At 37.5% G+C, this 20,088-nt stretch carries 16 protein-coding genes; all 16 read left to right on the forward strand.

The features are described 5' to 3' along the window. Positions 1-694 precede the first annotated feature (694 nt). The 16 genes from gnd (at position 695) to CD33_RS19335 (ending at position 19,829) form a co-directional block, all read left to right on the forward strand. Positions 695-1,630 (forward strand): phosphogluconate dehydrogenase (NAD(+)-dependent, decarboxylating), encoded by a 936-nt coding sequence (gene gnd / locus CD33_RS01675; protein ID WP_036197559.1) that lies wholly within the window; start codon positions 695-697, stop codon positions 1,628-1,630. Position 1,631: 1 nt separating this feature from the next. Beyond that, entirely contained in the window at positions 1,632-2,597 is a 966-nt protein-coding gene (locus CD33_RS01680) for a sugar kinase (RefSeq protein WP_036197561.1), read from the forward strand. A gap of 9 nt (positions 2,598-2,606) precedes the next feature. Then, positions 2,607-3,260, forward strand: coding sequence for a bifunctional 4-hydroxy-2-oxoglutarate aldolase/2-dehydro-3-deoxy-phosphogluconate aldolase (locus CD33_RS01685; RefSeq protein ID WP_036197563.1), 654 nt, complete (start codon positions 2,607-2,609; stop codon positions 3,258-3,260). After that, positions 3,250-4,398 carry a galactonate dehydratase gene (dgoD, locus tag CD33_RS01690; protein WP_036197566.1) on the forward strand — a complete coding sequence of 383 codons (1,149 nt, stop codon included), beginning with the start codon at positions 3,250-3,252 and terminating at the stop codon, positions 4,396-4,398. The genes CD33_RS01685 and dgoD overlap by 11 nt, the downstream gene beginning before the upstream one ends. Then, entirely contained in the window at positions 4,392-5,072 is a 681-nt protein-coding gene (rpiA, locus tag CD33_RS01695; RefSeq protein ID WP_052129894.1) for a ribose 5-phosphate isomerase A, read from the forward strand. The genes dgoD and rpiA overlap by 7 nt, the downstream gene beginning before the upstream one ends. A 174-nt stretch (positions 5,073-5,246) precedes the next feature. After that, positions 5,247-6,293, forward strand: a complete 1,047-nt coding sequence (locus CD33_RS01700) for a TRAP transporter substrate-binding protein (protein ID WP_036197569.1) — start codon at positions 5,247-5,249, stop codon at positions 6,291-6,293. Positions 6,294-6,352: 59 nt separating this feature from the next. Next, entirely contained in the window at positions 6,353-6,931 is a 579-nt protein-coding gene (locus CD33_RS01705) for a TRAP transporter small permease (protein ID WP_036197570.1), read from the forward strand. 21 nt (positions 6,932-6,952) lie between these two features. Then, complete coding sequence (locus CD33_RS01710) at positions 6,953-8,218, forward strand: TRAP transporter large permease (protein ID WP_036197572.1); 1,266 nt, start codon at positions 6,953-6,955, stop codon at positions 8,216-8,218. A gap of 19 nt (positions 8,219-8,237) precedes the next feature. Continuing rightward, positions 8,238-10,427: a dihydroxy-acid dehydratase domain-containing protein gene (locus tag CD33_RS01715; RefSeq protein ID WP_036197573.1), complete on the forward strand. Its 2,190-nt coding sequence runs from the start codon at positions 8,238-8,240 to the stop codon at positions 10,425-10,427. A gap of 14 nt (positions 10,428-10,441) precedes the next feature. Further along, positions 10,442-11,209 (forward strand): IclR family transcriptional regulator, encoded by a 768-nt coding sequence (locus CD33_RS01720; protein ID WP_036197575.1) that lies wholly within the window; start codon positions 10,442-10,444, stop codon positions 11,207-11,209. A 14-nt stretch (positions 11,210-11,223) separates the two neighbouring features. Then, on the forward strand, positions 11,224-12,099 hold the full coding sequence (locus CD33_RS01725) for a fumarylacetoacetate hydrolase family protein (RefSeq protein WP_036197577.1): 876 nt from the start codon (positions 11,224-11,226) through the stop codon (positions 12,097-12,099). Positions 12,100-12,111: 12 nt separating this feature from the next. Then, entirely contained in the window at positions 12,112-13,557 is a 1,446-nt protein-coding gene (gucD, locus tag CD33_RS01730) for an alpha-ketoglutaric semialdehyde dehydrogenase GucD (protein WP_036197578.1), read from the forward strand. A 16-nt stretch (positions 13,558-13,573) separates the two neighbouring features. Then, positions 13,574-14,482 carry a dihydrodipicolinate synthase family protein gene (locus CD33_RS01735; protein WP_036197581.1) on the forward strand — a complete coding sequence of 303 codons (909 nt, stop codon included), beginning with the start codon at positions 13,574-13,576 and terminating at the stop codon, positions 14,480-14,482. Beyond that, the gene (locus tag CD33_RS01740) at positions 14,482-15,429 is read left to right on the forward strand and encodes a U32 family peptidase (RefSeq protein WP_036197583.1); all 948 of its coding nucleotides are present in this window, start codon (positions 14,482-14,484) and stop codon (positions 15,427-15,429) included. Before CD33_RS01735 ends, CD33_RS01740 begins: the two co-directional genes overlap by 1 nt. A 2-nt stretch (positions 15,430-15,431) precedes the next feature. Further along, the gene (locus CD33_RS01745) at positions 15,432-16,394 is read left to right on the forward strand and encodes a C-terminal binding protein (protein WP_036197584.1); all 963 of its coding nucleotides are present in this window, start codon (positions 15,432-15,434) and stop codon (positions 16,392-16,394) included. A gap of 750 nt (positions 16,395-17,144) precedes the next feature. Further along, positions 17,145-19,829 (forward strand): endo-1,4-beta-xylanase, encoded by a 2,685-nt coding sequence (locus CD33_RS19335; protein WP_052129896.1) that lies wholly within the window; start codon positions 17,145-17,147, stop codon positions 19,827-19,829. Positions 19,830-20,088: the final 259 nt, after the last annotated feature.

Raw genomic sequence — 20,088 nt, forward strand, 5'->3', positions numbered from 1 at the left:
ACCCCAAAAGTTAGTTTTTTTACTCTAACTTTTGGGGTGCAGTACCTCCTTGAATAAGGAAATGCCTTTTTTATTAGGTTCAATTTTGAAAGGAAAATAATGAAGTTTCCCCAATAATCACTATAAAAATGAATTTAAGTCCCAGTGCTGTATTGTATTCCCAGTTGATATAAGCTAAAATTTAAAAACTACTATTTTTTCTCTTTAAAACTATTTATTTCTTCCTTATTCAATAAATTACATTTTTCGACATGATTGATAGGATATAGTGACCAATCATTTGGGATTCGAACGGATCCATTTTGATATTTTTTATGTTGGCTTAGTCACAGTGTTATTAGTGGATTTATTTCTGTACGAGTAAGTGAAAAAACTTTGAAGAGTATCTCTAGATTTTTAATGAGCCCTTAACTCATGGTTTCCTTTTTGGGACCTTAGAGTTTTGAATTAAATGAAATTATATTCAAGGAAAAAATATTACCTGCACTATTCGAAGTAAATTTTTGGGTGAAAAGTTTTGGTTGAGGTAGGCGTACATCAATTTTAGATGAATTTATAATTCAGAATTTTCTGTATACGTTGCGAAATTTCCTTGCATGGGTATCACTACACAAATTCCTAAAATGTCGGTTCAATCTTTGGAGGACAATCAGGATCATACAATGAATGAATTAATGTAAAGGGGAGAAATGGGATGAAAATAGGAATTGTTGGATTAGGTAAGATGGGCTTTAATTTAGCTTGTAATATGCTGGAAAATAATATCAAAGTGATCGGATACGACATTGATATAAAAGTATCCAATAAAATTCACGAAACTCCTTTATTTAATGAGAATCAGTTTGAATTTTATAATGACTTCAATCAATTTGTTCAATCACTTTCACCAAATGACGCAATATTTCTCTTGGTCCCTCATGGTGGAGAAACCGAAAAAATGTTGGGCGAATTAGTAAATGTATTACCTAAAGATATGATTGTCATAGAAGCAGGAAATTCGCATTATAAAAATTCGCAATATTGGCATAAAAAGTATAAAAAGAAGGGTTTATATTTACTAGATTGCGGCACTAGTGGCGGATTGGATGGTGCAAGAAATGGATTATGCTCCATGATAGGAGGTGATATAGAAGCATTTGAGCGAATTGAACCGATACTTAGAAAAATTAGTCAGGAAAACGGATACTTGTATACTGGACCAGCTGGTAGTGGGCATTTTTTAAAGATGGTTCATAACGGTATTGAATATGGGATGATGCAGGCTATTGCGGAGGGCTTTGAACTACTACATGAAGGTGAGTTCGAGTATAACTACAAAGAAGTAGCAACTCTATGGAATAACGGTTCTGTTATTCGATCGTGGCTGATGGAACTTTTGATCGATGCATTTGATGAAGATGAAAATTTAGAAAAGATTTCCGGTGTTATGCATGCTTCAGGAGAAGCTAAATGGACGGTAGAAACAGCATTGGATTTAAATATCCCAACACCAATCATTGCGCTTTCCTTAATGATGCGTAATCGTTCAACTCGCAACGATACGTTTTCAGGAAAGGTAGTTGCTTCATTACGTCAACAATTTGGCGGTCATGCTGTTGTGAAAACGACACAATTGGAAGGAGGTGAATAGAATGCAAAATTATTGTGACGTATTAACTTTTGGAGAAACTATGATTATTTTTCAATCCGATCAAATCGGAAGCCTTGAAAATGTGGCAAGCATGTCACCTAAAATAGGTGGTGCAGAATCGAATTTTGCGATTGGATTAGCGCGGCTTGGAGAATCTGTTGAGTGGATTAGTAAACTTGGTAATGATAGTTTTGGTTCCCTCATTTTGAAACGAGTTAGAGGAGAAGGTGTAATAACACAGCATGTTCAAATTTCAAATGAAGGACCCACTGGATTGTTATTTAAAGAGCAAATTACCCCGGAAAAAATGAATGTCTATTACTATCGCAAGAATTCTGCTGCCAGTTTTATGAGCAAAGATATAATAAAAGATGTTTCTTTTGAAAATCTAAAGTTTCTTCATGTCACTGGGATTACACCTGCATTAGGAGATAGTTGTTATGAATTAACAAAACATGCCATTCAATTGGCAAAACAACATGGTGTGAAAATTATTTTTGATCCAAATATCCGATTTAAACTATGGTCAAAAGAAAAAGCTTTTGAAGTGCTACATGAAATGAATAAACTAGCTGACTATGTTTTGATCGGCGAAGAAGAAGCTAGATTTCTAACAAAGTTGCAAGAGCCATTAGAGATGTGTGAAAAGCTTTGCATGGATTGTGACAAAATAATTGTCCTAAAATATGGGGCGGATGGATGTTACGTATATAATGGTCAACTACATCATGTACCAGGTTTTTCAGTAAAGGCAGTCGTTGATGCAGTAGGTGCAGGTGATGCTTTTGCTGCTGGATTTACACATGGCTTACTACAAGGTAAAGAACTCATTGATTGTGCGAAAATTGGAAATGCAATGGGAGCACTAGTTATTCAACAATATGGAGATATAGAAGGGTTACCAAGGAAAGAAGTAATATATGAGATTTTAGAAAATGGATTTGAAAATTCGGACGTCATTCGCTAAGGAGGATTTATGCGCAAATGGGACAAATTAAAGTTTATTGAACAAAACGGGGTTGTAGCAGTTGTTAGAAAGGTAGAACCGACGATCGTAGACGATGTCATAAACGCCTTAATAAACGGAGGTATTAAAGTAATTGAAATTACTGTAGATAGTAAAAACAGCTATCATACTATCAATAAATTAAAAGAAAAATATGGGAACGAATTGTTAGTAGGTGCGGGTACGGTGTTAGATGCACCAACTGCTAAAATGGCGATCGATGCAAATGCAGATTTTATTTTTTCACCAACTTTTAACGAAGAAACAGTCCGTATAACCAATCAATACGGTCGAATTTCGATTCCTGGTGTATTGACACCTACTGAAATATTAAACGCATATGCGGCTGGTGCTGATATATTAAAAGTGTTCCCAGGTGCCACATACGGTCCGGGTTACTTTAAGGATGTTTTAGCGCCGTTATCACACATACCATTAATGCCCACAGGGGGTGTCAATTTAAGCAATTTGAAATTATTTTTAAACAATGGAGCAATGTCAGTCGGAATTGGTGGTTCATTACTAGATAGAAAATTAATTGCAAGTCGAGATTTTGATGGAATACGATTGCTTGCAAACCAATATATAACGTTGTTTAAAGAGGTGAAAGGGATTGAAGGTTAGAAAATTTGAAACATTTATTGTACCGCCGCGCTGGTTATTTTTAAAGATTGAAACGGATGATGGAATTGTCGGTTGGGGTGAACCGATTGTTGAAGGAAGGGCGGCAACGGTTGAAGCAGCTGTCCATGAATTAAGTGAATATATTATCGGCAAAGATCCGATGCGTATTGAAGATATTTGGCAAATGTTATATCGAACAGGTTTCTATCGGGGTGGACCGGTCCTTATGAGTGCAATTGCAGGAATCGACCAAGCACTGTGGGATATTAAAGGGAAATACTATAATGCACCTGTCTATGATTTGATGGGTGGAGCATGTCGGGATAAAGTTCGCGTCTATTCATGGATAGGTGGTGATCGTCCAGATGATATTTTAAGACAAGCAAAATCAGCGAAGGATAGTGGATTCACTGCAATCAAAATGAACGCCACTGAAGAACTGCAATTCATCGACTCCTATTCTAAAGTTGACGCGGTATTAGAACGAGTGGCCGCTATACGAGAAAATTTAGGAATGAATTTTGGCATTGGGATTGATTTTCATGGGCGAGTGCATAAAGCAATGGCCAAAATTTTGGCAAAAGAGTTGGAGCAGTATCATCCGATGTTTATTGAAGAGCCTGTCCTTCCTGAAAATAATGAAGCGTTAAGAGAAATAGCGACTCATTGCAATATTCCTATTGCAACTGGTGAAAGAATGTATTCAAGGTGGGAATTCAAAAAGGTTTTACAAGACGGCTATGTAGATATTATCCAACCTGATTTATCACATGCAGGTGGAATTACAGAATGCAAAAAAATCTTTTCGATGGCAGAGGCTTATGATGTCACGGTGGCCCCACACTGCCCATTAGGTCCAATTGCTTTGGCATCATGTCTGCAAGTAGATGCATCATCATATAATGTTTTTATTCAGGAACAAAGCCTTGGAATACACTACAACCAGGGAAGTGATTTACTGGACTACCTAACAGATAAAACGGTATTTGAATATCAAGATGGATATGTATTAAACCCTATAAAGCCTGGGCTAGGAATAGAAATCAATGAAGAATTTGTACGGGAACAACAAAAAATCGGACATCAATGGAAAAACCCTGTGTGGCGGCATTCAGATGGGACTATTGCTGAATGGTAAATTTTTTTGATAAGTCTAAAAACCAGGCTCAGAAAAAAATGATAGCTGAATTAGGTGCGGCAATTGTAGAAAATGGAATGACTATTGGATTAGGGTCCGGTTCCACGATGGCATACTTTGTGGAAGCGGTTGCCAAAAGAATAAACGAAGAGAAACTAACCGTTCAATTTGTACCTGCCTCAAAAACTATTGAACAGAAAGCATTGGATTATGGTCTAAAACTAATTTCAATTGAATGTGTTCAGGAAATTGACTACGCATTCGATGGGGCGGATTGGATTATTAACAAAGAAACCCTAATCAAGGGTGGTGGCGGTTCGTTATTTCGGGAAAAGAAAATTTTATTAAACTCTGTACAGAGATTTATTTTAGCTGATGAAAGTAAATTTATCGATCGTTTAAGTGATTCAATTATACCCATTGAAATCGTCCCATTTGGCTATACGAAGACGATTCATTCTATCCGTGAGGTTGGTGGGGAATGTTATCTTAGGAAAAGGATGGATGAGGAGAAATACTTAACCGATAATTATAATTACATTGTGGATGCAAGATTTTCTGGCATTGGAAACTGGGGATTTATTCATGAGCAACTCAAAAGAATTCAAGGCGTAGTAGATACGGGGATTTTTTGTAATATGGAATTCCAGATTATTACATTAGAGAAAGAATAATATTTATATAACATCTTCCAATAAATTAAATTATTTGAATATTTTAACAAATTTGTGTTGACTGTAAGAATATTCAGAATTATAATACAATTAACATTTTAATTAAAGCGCTTTCATTTTTTATAGCATAAAATGAAAACGGCGTTTTATATTATCAAACAAAGGGGGATTAAAATGTTGAGGAAAAACTTGTTTATCACACTATTGCTTTTGGCGGTAATGGTAATTCTAGCGGCTTGTGGGGGAGGATCGTCAGAAGATAATAAAACAGCAAGTGGATCGGCAGAGAGTAATGGGGATGTTCGAACTTTACGTATTAGTTTAGGTTTAAACGACCAACATCCACTTTATAAGGGATCTGAAAAGTTTAAGGAACTTGTTGAAAGTCAAACAGATTCTTTAAAAGTTGAAATCTATCATTCAGGGCAAATAGCTGATGACCGTTCCGCGATTGAAATGTTACAATTTGGAACTTTAGATATTACAATCCCATCATCTGCACCTTTTGTTTCATTCGTTCCAGAATACGGTGTGTTCGATCTACCATTCACACTTACGGACACGGAAATGGTTGATGCAGTTCTACAAGGCGAATTCGGTGAAACGTTAGCATCAAAAGTAGAATCGCAAGGGATTGTTCAATTAGCATGGTGGGAAAATGGCTTTAGACAATTAACTAATAACTCAAAGCCTATCAATAAATTAGAAGATTTAGATGGTTTAAAAATCCGAGTGATGGAAAATGAAACTCATATTGCTTCATGGAAAGCACTTGGTACGAACCCAACACCAATGGCATTTACAGAATTATTCACAGCTATGCAACAAAAGACGGTTGATGGTCAAGAAAATCCGTATCCTTCTATTTTATTAGAAAAATATCCAGAAGTGCAAAAATACTTAACAGAAACAAATCATGTATATTCGCCATTCTTATTCTTATTTTCTAAAAAGGTTTGGGACGAGCTTACACCTGAAGAACAAGAAATCATTCGTAACGCAGCGGTTGAAGCAGGGGAGTACAACCGTGAATTAACTCGCCAAACAGCAACGGAATCGTTGGAAGAACTTAAGAAGCAAATGGAATTCACAAAAATAAGCGATGAAGAACTAGTAAAGTTCAAAGAAGCTGTACAACCAGTTATTGATGAATATAAAAGCCAAATTGATTCAGAAATCGTTGATCAATATTTATCAGAAATCGAGAAGCATTCTAAGTAATCGTTTGTAAAGAAAGGCTGAAATACTCAGCCTTTCATTTTTAAGAAGGGGATGAATGCATGAGAATTATCAAATGGCTTGATAACAATATTGAGAGAGTGACTTTATTAATTTTGTTGGCAGTAATGACTATTGTTACTGTTCTCCAGGTCTTTATGCGATATGTAATGGAAAATTCCTTGTCATGGTCTGAAGAATTAGCAAGATTTTGTTTCATCTGGCTAGTCTACATAGGCATAAGTTATGGAGTAAAACGCGCTAAGCATGTTCGTGTAGAAGCCATTCTTTCAATCTTAAAAAGAAGAGGGAAATTTGTTATTAACCAAATAGCAAATGTTTTGTTCTTATATTTTGCCATCTATGCCACTTACTATGGTTTTTCAATCGTTAACACCATTCAAACAACAGGTCAAACGGCACCTGCCTTAGGAATATCAATGTCGATTATGTACTTAGGTATGCCAATTGGAATGTTATTAACCATCATCCGGTTAGTTCAACGGATTATTTATGAGACAAAAGTATTTCTAGCAGGAAAAGAGATTGAAGATGATGGCCCTCTTGAAGGTTCTCATGTTGTTGTACCGAAAGAGCAAGAGCAAGAGCAAGAGAAGGAAAAAGAAGTCAGCTTATATTAATTATGGAAAGGAGATTACTAGATGGGAATTACATTATTCGCATCCTTTGGAGTACTATTAGTCACTGCTGTTCCTATTGGAATAGCCCTCGGACTATCCGTTATGATCGCACTCTTACTTGATGGTGGAATGCCATTAGAGTTTTTAATGAAAGAATTAACAACTTCTGTTAACTCATTCCCACTATTGGCTATACCATTTTTCATCCTTGCGGGTGAAATTATGGGACGTGGTGGAATTTCAAAACGACTAATTAATGTCGCTGAATCGATAGTAGGTTCTGTTATAGGAGGTACAGCATTAACATCAATTGTAACTTGTATGTTTTTTGCAGCTATTTCGGGTTCAGGTCCAGCTACAGTGGCAGCCGTCGGGGGAATTATGATTCCTGCAATGGTTAGTAAAGGGTATGATCGAAAGTTTGCTACGGCTGTAGTCGCTTCAGCTGGGTCAATCGGAGTAATTATACCACCTTCTATACCGATGGTTATGTATGGGGTCTCAGGCAGCGTTTCCATAGGAGATATGTTTATCGCAGGAATTATCCCAGGGATTTTAGTGGGCTTTGGGTTAATGATTTATGCGTATTACTACTCTAAAAAGAACAATTATTTAGGCAATGGCAAGAAGGTTTCTATTAGGAATATAGGAAGAGAAGTTTGGAATGCAAAATGGTCTCTATTGATTCCGGTCATTATTTTAGGTGGAATTTATGGAGGTATATTTACACCAACTGAGGCTGCGGCTGCGGCTGTATTTATCGGGTTTATAATTGGAGTATTTTTCTATCGTGAGCTTAAGTTGAAAGATCTGGAAGACGTTTTCATTGAATCTGCATTGTTGACAGCAACAATTTTAGTCATTGTAGGAACTGCTACTGCGTTTGGAAAGTTATTAGCTATGGAGCAAATTCCAAATAAAATTGCTGAGAGCATGTTATCGCTATCATCAAATCCGACAATTATTATGATGTCCATCATTGTATTACTATTAATTGTTGGGTGTTTCATGGATACTATTGCTGCCATTATAATTTTAACACCAATTTTACTTCCAGTTGCCACATTGGTTGGGTATGATCCAATTCATTTCGGCATTATCATGATCGTTGCACTTGCAATCGGATTTATTACACCACCAGTAGGGGTGAACTTATTTGTTGGTGCCGGTATTTCAGGTATATCATTGGAAGTGCTTTCAAAGGCGATTTTACCTTTCATTGTAGTGATGATCATCATCTTATTGATTATTACCTTTATTCCAACTTTATCATTACTTTTACTATAGATGCAGAGGGGGAAAGTAGATGTTATTTCCAAAAATTGAAAAGGGTAGAAACCCTTACGCTGAAAATGTTCAAGGAAAAGCAAATGAGCCAATAACTGTTGCAGGTTTGCTGGACAGGGCCAAACAAATTTTAGGACCACTATATGAAGGTGGAGTTCCGGATTGGACGCTGGATGAAATCTATAATCGACTAGAAAATAACGCGCCACGTATCGCGATTATTGGTGGTTCAGCTGATCATCCAGCCCATATTATGGATTATTTAACTTCTTCAAGGGCAGCTCTCCGTATTTGGCAAGATGGCGGTGTTCCTTTCTACTTTTCAACACCAGTAATGTGCGATGGAACAGCACAAAGTAATCAAGGGATGAGTTATTCATTACAAAGTCGAAACGCTGTCGCGCAAATGGTAGTAAATCAATTAGAAGCTCATAGTTATCACGGCGCGTTTGTAATTCAAGGATGCGATAAGCAACCATTAGGGGTTGTAAGTGCCCTTGCCCATTTAGATCGGTTGCGTCAATCGCGAGGGGATGCACCATTTTTTGCAACATTTGCGCCAGCCCATGTTTTACAAGGCGGGACCATACCTGAAGATGTTGTTATTAAATTGAATAAGGTTTTCGATAAAGCAATCGATATGGGGTACAAAGATATTGCAGATGATTTAAAGGATACAATGAGTTATATTTTACAATGTTCTTTAAATACATCTTTTCAAGGTTTATTTGAACGAGCAGTAGAAAGAAATGTGATGACAAAAGAGGAACATAAGTATTTTGAAATGCGATTGGCGGTTGCAACTTGTGATAGTCAAGGGGGCGTTTGCGCATTTAATGGTACCGGGAATAGTTCGCGGCATGTTGTTGCTGGTTTAGGCTTGGTTCATCCAGCTGTTGAATTGTTAACACAACCTCCAAATCAACAACAAATCAATGAAACCATTGATGCCCTTGCCAAAATGATTAATAAACCCGAATTCGGTGTAGCGGAAATCGTTCATGCAAACATTAAAAATGCCATCCGTATACATAGTGCATCAGGTGGTTCAACCAACTTAATGATGCATATGGTAGCGGCGATGATTTACGCAGGATATAAATTCACATTATGGGATGTTGAAAAAATTCATAAAGCACATCCAATTCCGGATTTATTTGATTATAGCCTGACTGAAGGCAGGGATATTTTTGCTTTGGCGATGCAATGTTGCAGTGGGAATAGCCGCGGGATGGAAACGTTATTTTATGAGTTATTAAACAATAAAGTGCCAATGGATGAAGAGGCATTAACTGTTACAGGGACAAATTGGCGTACTAGAATTCAATATTCAGATGCATTGCCTGCAGGAAATGTAAAAGAAAATCCGGTAATTTTAAATACGCCACGTCGTCCGTTTAGTGGAGTGGATGTATTACAAGGGAATTTCTTTGAAAGTGCTGTTGTAAAGATAAGTGGAATGCCCACTCCTCAGTTAAATCAGTTCGATGATAAGTTAGCATTTGTACTATATTTTGAAAACGAAGACCAAGCAAATGAAAATTTACTTGATTCGCAATTAATTGAAAAAATTAAGGAAAAACGACATTTTGACGAAAATGCATTAATTCAATCATTAAAGTATAATGCACCCGAAAGATTTGATGAGCTCAAAAATGCTCCATATGATGAATTGTTTGATGAAATGGCGAAAGAAGGTATTTTAAAGATCGCGGTTCTTATCGCAGGTCAGGGTCCTGTTGCATTTGGGATGCCGGAAATGTTTACTCCGATGCAACATATAAATGCCAATCGAATTTTAAAAAGAGTTTGTACGATAATTAGTGATGGACGATATTCAGGGGTAACTTATGGTGCAGCTATTGGGCATATGACTCCTGAATCAATACAAGGTGGTGGAATTGGCTATTTAAAAACGGGAGATGTTTTGCATCTGCAATTACGTAATAGACGAATCGATTTAGTCAATAGTAAAACATTGGTCAACGAAAGTCTCTTAAACTATGTAGAAGATTTAAAACTTGATCAAGATCGCCAACTTTTATACCAAAAGCGACTATCGAATATAAAACAAAGACAAAAATCGGTTGCAGCGGTAAATCGTATGGTCGGACATACTGATGCTTCTTGTGGTGTAGTCCCTATTCAAGTTTTTGAAGAGGCGGAATTAGCTTACAAAGAACATCATTCTCATTTGCTGCTACCTTGAGGGGTTGAAAAGAAATGCCTATTATCCAATCAGTAGCTAGAGCGTTAACAATTTTAGACTTATTTGATGATATAAATCGAGAGTTATCGATTAAAGACATAAGTTTGAAATTGGATTTAAACAAAAGTACTGTACATTCTTTATTAAAAACATTAAAAGAGTATGGCTATATTTCTCAAAATAATGAAACAAATGATTACTCATTAGGATGGAAATTATATGAAAGAGGCCATTTGATGGTGAGCCAAATGGATATCCGTAATGTTGCGCGGGTTCATTTGGAAAAACTAAACGAGAAAACGAATCAAACGGTCCATCTTGTTACATTGCTCGGAAAAGAAGCGATTTATATTGATAAAATTGATGGTCATTCAGTATTGGTCATTTATTCGAGAATTGGAAAGCGCGTACCTTTACATTCAAGTGGGGTTGGAAAGGTATTAGCTGCATTTCTCGATGATCAACAATTAGAATCATTGCTAGATGGCTATATCTTTGAGAAACGAACAGAAAAAACAATTGTTTCGAATCAAAGATTCATGGAAGAATTAGCACAAGTGAGAGAGCGAGGCTACGCACTGGACATTGAGGAAAATGAACCTGGAGTGATTTGTATCGCGATGCCAGTGTATGATTTTTCGGGAGAAGTAATCGCAACGGTTAGTGTTTCTACGCCAACATCACATTATAGTGAAGAGTTAGAGAAAAGGAATTTTCAATGTTTAAAAGAATGTACAGAGGAGATTTCTGCTAGTTTAGGTTATAAAAAAATAGTCGTTTAAGAGGGAGGATCTAGATGAAGTTTATTCGATTCAAACAAGAAGAACGTGTAATTTCTGCATTAATTACAAATGAAGATGAATTTGTCGAATTAGGTGAAATTGATTATGTAACATTTTACAATCTGCTTAAAAAGAATCAATGGTCTGCAGAAAACTATATTGATGATAAACAATTAAAACGACATAACAACGTAAACATTCATTCACTTGATTTAGTTGTACCTATAGAAGCGGACGAAGTTTGGGCTTCAGGTGTGACATATTTACAAAGTAAACATGCGCGTAATTATGAAGCGACGGATGGGAAATTAAACAGCGAAACTTTTTATGACAAGGTATATGATGCACCTCGTCCAGAAATCTTTATGAAATCAACAAAACGACGAACAGTAGGTCCGAATGACACGGTTTATATTCGAAGAGATTCGAATTGGCAAATACCTGAACCAGAGTTGGGCCTAGTGATTGGAGAAGGTGAAGAGATTATCGGGTTTACACTTGGCAATGATATGAGCTGTCGGGATATTGAAGGAGAAAATCCACTTTATTTACCGCAAGCAAAAGTTTGGAAAAATTCCTGTGCAATTGGTCCGGCGATATTGTTACCCGAAGGAATTGATGATCCTTATTCCATTGAACTCAATTGCAAAATCTATCGAGATGGCAAAGAACTATTTTCAGGAAATGCGTCTGTAAGTCAATTAAAAAGAAAATTAGATGAGCTTGTACATTATTTAGTCTATGAAAATGATGTGCTTCCGGGAACTGTTTTATTAACTGGTACATGTATAGTACCACCCAATAATTTTACTTTGCAAATTGAAGATGAAATTGTTATTTCAAGCAAGCATATCGGTACTTTGAAAAATAAAGTCTACCAGAATCAATAGGAGGAAATTAGAATGGGAGAAATATTCTTAAATTATATTAACGGTGAATGGAGAGAAAGTACGAGTGGGCGTTTAATAGATAGTATTAACCCTGCAAATCGTGACATAGTTGGTTCGGTTCAATCTTCTACAATAGAAGAAGTTACGGAAGCCATTAACGCTGCAAAAACAGCCAAGGATGAATGGCGTCGACTGGGTCAATTTAATCGAGGTCAATTATTATATAAAGCTGCGGAAGCTCTTGAAAAAAATCTACAAGATGTTGCTGAGACGTTAACAGAAGAAATGGGAAAAACACTCCCGGAAGCAATTGGTGAAACGCAACGCGGAATTGCTATTTTAAGGTACTACGCTTCAGAAGGGGCTCGTAAAGAGGGCGATGTTATTCCTTCATCGGATAAAGACGCGTTAATGTTTACAAAACGTGCGCCATTAGGAGTGGTAGGAATCATCACACCTTGGAATTTCCCGGTAGCTATTCCTATATGGAAAATTGCACCAGCGTTAGTTTACGGTAACACTGTTGTCTTTAAACCAGCTTCAGAAGCAGCTGTTACAGCAGCAAAAGTAATAAAATGCTTTGAAGAAGCTGGACTTCCTAAAGGGGTTCTGAACTTTATTACTGGTAGTGGATCCCAAGTGGGCGATGCACTCATTAATAGTAAAAATATTAATGGGATTACATTTACAGGATCTGAAAATACAGGCCGTTTGGTAGCAAAAGCCGCTTCAGCAAATGGTGTGAAATTTCAATTAGAGATGGGTGGTAAAAACCCTGTTATCGTATTAAATGATGCAAACGTAAATACCGCAGTAAATGCTGTGTTAAGCGGGGCTTTTAAATCAACTGGACAAAAATGTACTGCTTCAAGCCGTGTTATCGTTCAATCTGATATTTACGATCAATTTAAATCTTTATTACTCCAAGAAGCGAACAAAATTACTGTTGGAGATGGACTGTTAAAAGATACTTGGATGGGGCCGTGTGCGAATGAAAGCCAATATAATACGGTACTGGAATATATCCAAATTGGCCTACAAGAAGGGGCTAACCTCATTCACGGCGGGAAACCTGTCGAATCAAGTACGAATGGTTTCTACGTAGAGCCTACAATCTTTGAAAATGTAACTTCAAATATGAGAATCGCCCAAGAGGAAATTTTTGGACCAGTTATAGCTTTAATTAAAGTCGATACACCAGAGGAAGCTATTGAAGTAGCAAATGATACGCAATATGGATTAAGTGCATCAATATTTACAACTAATATTGGTTCTGCAATTACGTTTATGGATGAAATCGAGGCTGGTTTAGTTCGTATAAATGCTGAAAGTGCAGGAGTCGAACTACAAGCGCCATTCGGTGGAATGAAAGCATCAAGTACTGGAACTCGTGAACAAGGGGAAGCGGCGAAGGAATTTTATACGGCTATTAAGACCGTATTTGTAAAAGCGGAATAAAGGGAGGGGTGGAGATATGTTCAAAGGAATTATTCCACCAGTTGTCATTTTCTTCGACCAAGATGGTGAAATCGATTATCCATTAAATAAAAAACATATTGACCATTTAATTGATTCAGGGATTGATGGTGTTCTGTTATTAGGGAGCTCATCAGAATTTTCGTCACTTAAATTTTCGGAAAAAATAGAATACTTAAATAGTTTGATCCCTTATATTAATGGTCGTGTCCCAGTTATGGTTGGGGTAGGCAATACGGTTTTAAAGGAATCGATAGAATTAGCTCAATACGCGGAAAGTATGGGAGCGCAAGGTGTCATGGCGGTCAACCCGTACTATTATAAATTATCAAACAATCAAATGGTGGAATACTTCACCGAGATTTCCAACGCAGTTTCCATTAATACGTATCTATATAATATTCCACAATTTACAGGACAAGAAATACCGATCGATGTGATTGCTACCTTAGTTAAAAATCAACCGACGATTCGTGGAATTAAAGAAACCGTAGCCGAATTTGGTCGAATTCGAAAAGTGCTAAAGGAGATAAAAGAAAAACATCCACAATTCGATGTTTTTACCGCGTTTGATGAACATTTGGTAGATGGTTATTTGATTGGTGCTACCGGAAGCATTAACGGATCTTCTAATTTTTTGCCTGAAGTTACAGTTAATTTGTTAGAAGCTTTAGAAGCTAAAGAGTTTGATAAAGTACAAAAATACCAAATGCAAATCTCTTCGTTAATGTCCATTTATGAGATCAATAGTTCTTTCTTCTCGACTTTTAAAGAGGGTGCTTACTATCGTTGGTTTAATGATAGACCTAGTGGTGTTAGAAAACCATATAGCAAATATGATAAAGATACAAGAACAAAAGTTGGGGAATTAATTGATACTATTATTAAACAAGGGGTGCATCATTAATGAATGAGTCTCAAAAACTATTAGAGAAATTAGGATATCCACACACAGACTATACAGACCTGCCATCATCTAATAAAAGATTTCCAGATGGTGCACAATATCGTATTGAAATACCGAGTGTTGAAGGCCCAGTTGCTTTAAAAGAAACCTTAAAAGCCATTGATGAATACGGATTGACGATTCATCGTGTTTCTCAAGGCAGTGGCATTATGCTACAGACGGATGACGAAATAAAAGAAATGTGTGCATTAACGGCTGAACGCGGTATGGAGCTTAGTTTGTTTGTCGGGCCAAGAGGTACATGGGATATTAGTGCAGGTCCGTTAACAGATTCAGGAAAATCTCAAGCATTACGCCATGAAGGGGCAAATCAGCTAGTATATGCAATGGAAGATTTGAAACGTGGTGCAAATCTTGGTTTAAGAGGTGCCCTAGTAGCAGATGAAGGTTTACTACTGATGTCGAAAAAGATGAAAGAGGAAGGTCTTTTACCAACAAATTTTGTTGTAAAAGTTTCTGTCCAGATGGGTGCATGCAATCCTGTTTCAGTAAAAATAATGGAAGAACTTGGTGCAAATACGTATAATGTTCCATCTTCGTTAACGTTACATAAGTTAGCGGCTATTCGACAAGCAATTGATATACCGATTGATCTTTATGTGGAGGTTCCGGATAATTTCGGTGGTTTCCTAAGGTACTACGAAATACCTGAATTAATCCGTGTATTAGCTCCAGTTTATATTAAATTTGGTCTTAAAAACCACCCAGATGTTTATCCTTCTGGAAAACAGTGGGAATCAACAAACATATCACTAGTTCGAGAACGTGTGCGCCGTGCTGCTATAGGAATGGAAATAATCAACCGATATAGTCCTGATGCAGTGATGTCAGCCCTTGGTGCAGAAGGATTAGGGATTGCGAAAGTAACAGTGAATGGAGGAGTGTAATCATGACATATAAAATTGTGATTACAGACCATGAGTACCATGACTTGAAGATTGAAGAAGAAGTATTTTCGCAATCCAATTTAGATATTGAGTTGATTGCAGCCCAATGTAAATCAGAAGATGAAGTCATTGAAGTTTGTAAAGATGCAGACGGTATTATTAATCAATATGCCCCTTTAAATGCACAAGTTTTATCTCAGTTGAAAAATTGTAAAGTTATTTCTCGCTATGGGGTAGGGGTCGATACAATCCATTTGCCAACTGCTAATGAAAAAGGAATCATCGTAACAAATGTTCCTGATTACGGTATCGAGGAAGTTTCAAATCATACAGTAGCACTGCTATTGGCTTGGTCACGAAAAATTGTGCAATTGAATGAAGCAGTAAAAAAAGGAATATGGGATTTTAAGGTAGGCACGCCAATTCATAGATTTGAGAATCGAAAATTGGGAGTATTGGGATTTGGAAAAATACCTAGACGGGTAATTGAAAAAGTAAGTCCTTTTGGTCTCGAAATAATTGCCTATGATCCATTTGTTTCTGCTGATGAAATGCGTAAATACAATGTAAGAAAAGCTGAACTTAGTGAGGTACTTGAAACATCGGATATTTTATCAATTCATGTACCATTAACTGAGAGTACCCGTCATTTAGTTAATGACGGGAGTATTGAAAGTATGAAGGACGGGGTGTTCATCATTAACACAGCTCGAGGTCCCATCATTAAAGATAGTGCATTAATAAAAGGAATTAAAAGCGGCAAAATTGCAGGTGCAGCACTGGATGTAGTTGAATTTGAGCCCTTACCGATTTCGAGCGAATTAATTCAATTTCCACAAGTCTATTTAACACCGCATAGTGCATTCTATTCGGAAGAAGCTATTGTGGAGCTACGAACAAAAACGGCAAGAAATATTGTTCAAGTTTTAGAAGGAAAAGAAGTGGAATATTTAGTTACGCAGTAATCAAGTAATGGTCACACAAATCTTTTCCGTACTTTATCAATTCTAATTATTTTTAGTATTCGTTAACAAATCATCTTCTAAACGATTTGTGGTAAAAGGAGGAAGTAACTAGCTATCTCCGTATTTACCTCAAACTTCTCTTCTTACCAATCACTCGATAAGACATCCAAAGTAGGTAGCTTGTAAGACTTGTAGCCGAATCAGACGTAGGATTTGTTGAAAGGCGACATTGAGTAATTCAATTTAGTCATACACTAACCAATAACATTCTCCAATTCCAAAAAATTACAGACGGTCATTATTAAAATTTTCTGGTTGGGATTTTTGGAGTAGGTTCACTACTTCAAGTCATCTTAGCGTTTAGGTTACGTACAAAATTATGGGTAAGCTGTGGAATACTGCAAAGGATTTCCATAACTTACCTTCAATTCTTCCCCACAAGCTTCAGGGATATTCCTAGCAACGATAAACTTACCGCAAAAATCATTACAACAAACTACTATTGCTTATAATTTACTGTTTCCCCAGTTAAAAGAAACTAATGAAGAGGAAGGAATCGAATTCATTTAGATATTTTGACACTACATAAACCGGATGGGGGAATGTAGCAAAATATTAATAGATAAAGATTATTAGAGGGGGTGCCAGAGACCATTATTAATGTAATTGAAAGGGTGGTAGGATGGTCCAATAAACTAAAAGTAATAAAGAAAAAAATTGAACTATTACAACCAAAAAAGAGGAATTAAAGTGGTGAAAGGGAGGATTTTTTTGAAGAAAAAAGGGAGAAAGCTACTGACGTATTTTTTAGTGATGATTTTTACCATGGTTCTTCTAACCGGCACCAAAATGCCGTTCAGCAATGCTTCAGCATCAGAGCTTGTTTCACTGAAAGAAGTCTATAAAGACTATTTCCTTATTGGCAATACTGTAAACCCTGCCGACTTAACCAATACAGCGAAGTATGAATTTATGAAGTTCCACTATAACGCATTGACTCCTGAAAACGCTACAAAGCCGGACTCCATATGGCGCGATTCAACTAGTGATCCTTCATTTCCATCAGCCGACAACATGTTAACTCAAGTCAAAGCTGACGGTTTCTATACGGTTGGACATACCTTGGCGTGGCATAATCAGTCATCTGGCTGGCCTCAGAGCGGTTTGAATTACACGGAGGCAAGAGAAAGCTTGAAAAAGTATATTTCAACAATCGCCGGCCATTATAGTCAGGATCCTTATAAACTCGACGCCTGGGATGTTGTCAATGAAGCAATGAGGGATAATCCAAATAATCCGACTGACTGGCGGAACGCGCTTCGCTCCGACATCAATCCAATAGAAAGACCGTCGAGATGGTTCGAGGCCTACGCTAATGGTGGAAACGGTTGGGATTATATCTATGATGCCTTTTTGTTTGCACGTGAGGCTGCCCCTAATGCCAAACTGTACTATAACGATTTTAATGATGAAGAGCTCCCCAACAAAGCAATCGCGATTGCCTCAATGGTCAATGAGCTTAATGAAAGATATGCAAATGAACACCCTGAAGCAAACGGCAGGAAACTGATCGAGGGCATTGGGATACAGGGGCATTATAACCTCAGACTAAATGTAGATAATCTAGAAAAAGTTTTAAAGATATATAGTGAAACTGGGGTGGATATTAGTGTAACCGAACTAGATGTACAATTTAACGGAACTTCAGCAGATGTTCCTCCTACTAAGGAGCAATTGAAGGAGCAGGCTGTGTTATACGCCAAGTTGTTTATGCTTTATAAGAAGTACTCCGATCATATTGAACGAGTTACTTTCTGGGGTGTAGCTGATAACAATAGCTGGCGCAGTACGGGTTACCCATTGCCTTTTGATGCCAGTCTTGCACCAAAAGAAGCTTATTGGGCTATAGTAAATCCCGAGGCTTATCTCGGTCTCGATGAGTTGCCACCAAAGCTTACTTCGTTTGACTTCGGCGGCGATGTTTTCAATATCGCGGGCAAAACGGAGTTTGATGTTAACGTGCCTGAGGACATGTCAACTATTAACTTCACTTCTGCCAATATCGCACACGAATACCTAGACGATGAGGTTGATGTCAAGGTCACGCTCAACCCGTCAAACGGTGCAGTAAGTGCCGGGCAACCAGCCGTAGCGACAATAAAAATAGCCTGGAAGGATTCGCCTGATATATCGACAACGTATACGGTAAACTTCGGTCATATGACCGCTGAATGGGAAAGTGACCAAAACCATAAAGATACCGGCTATCGCTCATCCGTCACGATTCGATTTAGCGACGGGGAAACCAAGCCTAGACTGTTCCAGGCATTCTATAATGATGGCGACGGTAAACCGGTAATGCTCAATAGTAAGGAATTCCAGCCATTACCAAAACATACAAGTGGCAAACTAACTATTCATACAGATATTAGTATAGATAATGATGATTTAAAAACAATGACGTTGAAGAAATCTCTTTGGAATCAGAATTGGGCACCAATTATTCCAGCGCGTGTTACAGATTTCAATGCTCCGGAAAATTTTTGGCAATTAGCCAAAACGATCGAATCCGGTAAGACTTATATCGTAGTCACTGTCGATTCAGGTTTGGCCTTAACCAATAAGAACGTACCGTCCGTCCAGACGAACGGTGATGTAAATAACGCAAAACGAGGGCTAGCAGGTACTCCTGTCACGATAGAAGATGACGTCATTATAGCGCCGGAGCCGATCCAGGATAATATGAAATTTATATTTAATGAGAGAACAAGCCCGGATTCGGGACCATACACAATCGAGAATGGATACAAAGGGTACACTATGTTAAGTCTTGTTCACGGCGGACTTATCGCTCCTTCTATTTTGTGGAGGGATTTGAGCACTGACAATACGGCTCCTTTACGCACAGATACAACGATTGGAGATAGTGCATTAGATCGGGCGATATGGTTTAACACGGGTATAGATCCAGATACAGGCGAGACAACACTATTTTCCTATACTGGCTCCAACAATTATACTTATGCGCTTCACGGAAACAAAGAAGGTTTCGTAGGTAAAGGCGGCACAGAACCACTGGAGAATTATGTAGCTGCTAATCGAGTTAAGCTGTATGAGTATGTGTCTGACTATTTAAACGAAGATTTAACAAGTCCAGGCACGGAGATCGTTCTCTCCCCAGATGCACGTATCGTGAGCAACCGCGACGCCGATATTCCCGTTAAAGCGGATGTTCCTAATGGTGCCAAAGCGGTGTTGGAAAAGGACGGCATTTCAGTTGCGACCGCGACTTTTGAAAACGGTAATGCGATAATCAGCGCTAAAGCCAGCGATATTGATGCAAGCTCGAATTATGCAATCGTTGTCTATGATCGATCCGATATACTTGGCGCGGCAATTCTCCCGGTAGTGGGTGTCGACAAAGTAACACCTTAGTACAATACAGAGATGCAAAGGTAATGGGAATAGACATACAGCTTGAGTTGAAGTTAATTAATTATACTCATGGCTCGACGCAAAGTTTACTGAAACATATTAACAGTGAACAACTTTCAAGACGTCTAGCAGGTGGGATTTCGGCACAATTCCTGAAAAGGAATTGTGCCTTCTTTTGCAATTGGATCGTTTAATGGAACGATAAAAAACCTAATGTCTCATTTTAATGCTGAGAAATTAGGTTTTTTTTAATTTTATT

The sequence above is a fragment of the Ureibacillus sinduriensis BLB-1 = JCM 15800 genome (assembly GCF_000772955.1).
In the GTDB taxonomy this organism is placed as follows: Bacteria; Bacillota; Bacilli; order Bacillales_A; family Planococcaceae; genus Ureibacillus; species Ureibacillus sinduriensis.